This window comes from Kosmotoga sp. DU53, from assembly GCF_001639905.1.
Taxonomy (GTDB): domain Bacteria; phylum Thermotogota; class Thermotogae; order Petrotogales; family Kosmotogaceae; genus Kosmotoga; species Kosmotoga olearia.
Map to the genome: position 1 here is coordinate 1 of NZ_JGCK01000087.1, position 1,690 is coordinate 1,690.

A 1,690-nucleotide genomic window follows, 5' to 3' on the forward strand; every position below is an offset into this window, starting at 1 on the left:
CAAAAAAGATAAAGCCAACCAGGCCCAGAGAGGTGCTTGGGATCGACATGACAAAAGTATTCACAAGAGATGCTGGTTGGGCATATTACATAGCAGTGATAGATTGGTACACAAGAGAAATCCTTGGATCGGAAATAAGTCTCAGGTGTAGGACGGAAGAATGGTTGAAAGCGTTGGACAGAGCCTTAAATGAGGGGTATCCCGAAGGTGTGCGGGGCGAAGAAGTAATACTGGTGAGCGATAACGGCAGCCAACCGACAAGCACGAAGTTTCTGAAAGAATGTGCTGTACTGGGGATAAAACAGATATTCACGAGCTACAACAACCCAAAAGGTAATGCCAACACGGAAAGGTATTTCAGAACATACAAAGAAGAAGTTGCATGGGTACTGGACAATCCGAGTTACGAAGAGCTAATCGAAAAGACCAAAACTTTTGAAACGTTTTACAATGAAGAATATCCACACAGTGCACTAGGTTACAAGAGTCCCAAAGAGGTATTCGAAGAATCCGTGAGTCTACACAAAATTGCTTGATTTTTTGTCCAGTTTTTCGGGGTGCATTACAGGCTGTCGATAGAATGAGGATAGATGAGTTCATAAAACACTATGTGAAGTTCAACGAGCACAACAGGAAACTGCTTGACAGATTTCTTCGGAACTACGGCAGATATGACGGTATAAGGTTCGGGGTGAGGATAGATGGACCTGAGAGAGTGAGAGCATTTGCAAAGAGGTACAGATTGAAGATACAACCATGTTTTATTGCCTATTGGTGTGAAGAAGATGGAAGGACACGAAGAAAACTGGAAAGGATTTTGGAAATCATATAATACCAACCGGAAATTTTCTTTTGTCAACATCGATCAGAAATGTGAGAAATCGTCCCGCAGAACTTTATCCCTTCACCCAGAAATACAGGCTAAAGAAAACCCAGACTGCCCTCGCTTACTGGGCGCTGGATAAGAAGAAGGAAAGGGAAAAGCTGATTGATAGGCTTCTGAGGTTTATTTGAAACATTTCTTATACTTCCAGTGTCTTCGGTGTTTAACTAGGGCTAGTAGCCTACCATACAGTAGGTTGTTTTCGAAAAGATAATAATATCGGAAATATCTTCAAGATTAATGTACTGTGTAGAAAGCTGGGCATAGTTTCTCCTTTTATGTAAGTATACTGTACAACTGCAATTAGTGTTGACTCTTGAAGGCATAATACCTTCATATACGCTCCCAAATTTGATCATGGTACAATAAGCGTGAAAGGGTGTGTGAAAGAAAAGAGGTGAAACAAGATGACCATAATTGTAAAGCTTGAAGAATTGATTGAGGCTATAAAGAAAACCAATGATGTTGTTTTTCTTCAATTTGTGGATAATTTGATCAAGGAAGGTGAACTTGATCCCAACCTATTGCCCAAAGATATTCTTTGGAAGATTGTAAACGCGCGTAAAAGTGAAGAATTAACGGATGACGATATTGACTCTATTGATAAAGTAAATAGCGAGAGCGAATGGTATGAACTATGAAAACCCAAACTATGCACTTAGCTAGATAAACCCAGAGAGAAAACAAAAGAACGATTCGGGATCACGAACAAATAAAGCAAATAGGGAAAATAAAGCTTTTTCCAGATGGTACTGTTCTATCTGCCGTTCAATGAATTCTCTGAATCCTATCCGGTCTTTGACATTC

At 40.0% G+C, this 1,690-nt stretch carries 2 protein-coding genes and 3 pseudogenes; 4 read left to right on the plus strand and 1 reads right to left on the minus strand.

Annotation, left to right across the window (positions count from 1 at the left end; all coding sequences use genetic code 11):
• The 4 genes and pseudogenes from DU53_RS11610 to DU53_RS11620 form a co-directional block, all read left to right on the plus strand.
• Positions 1 to 536, plus strand: a pseudogene (locus DU53_RS11610) (IS3-like element ISKol7 family transposase); the annotation flags it as partial.
• A gap of 23 nt (positions 537 to 559) precedes the next feature.
• A pseudogene (locus DU53_RS11615) lies at positions 560 to 832 on the plus strand (transcriptional regulator); the annotation flags it as partial.
• 20 nt (positions 833 to 852) lie between these two features.
• Entirely contained in the window at positions 853 to 1,014 is a 162-nt protein-coding gene (locus DU53_RS12350; RefSeq protein WP_161484800.1) for a hypothetical protein, read from the plus strand.
• A 276-nt stretch (positions 1,015 to 1,290) separates the two neighbouring features.
• Positions 1,291 to 1,524, plus strand: a complete 234-nt coding sequence (locus DU53_RS11620) for a hypothetical protein (RefSeq protein WP_063728797.1) — start codon at positions 1,291 to 1,293, stop codon at positions 1,522 to 1,524.
• A gap of 21 nt (positions 1,525 to 1,545) precedes the next feature.
• On the opposite strand, the pseudogene DU53_RS12220 reads toward DU53_RS11620, so the two are convergent.
• Positions 1,546 to 1,690, minus strand: a pseudogene (locus DU53_RS12220) (IS701 family transposase); the annotation flags it as partial.

Coding starts and splice junctions, on each gene's coding strand:
- DU53_RS11620 (WP_063728797.1), top strand. CDS start 1,291: ATGACCATAATTGTAAAGCTTGAAGAATTGATTGAGGCTATAAAGAAA.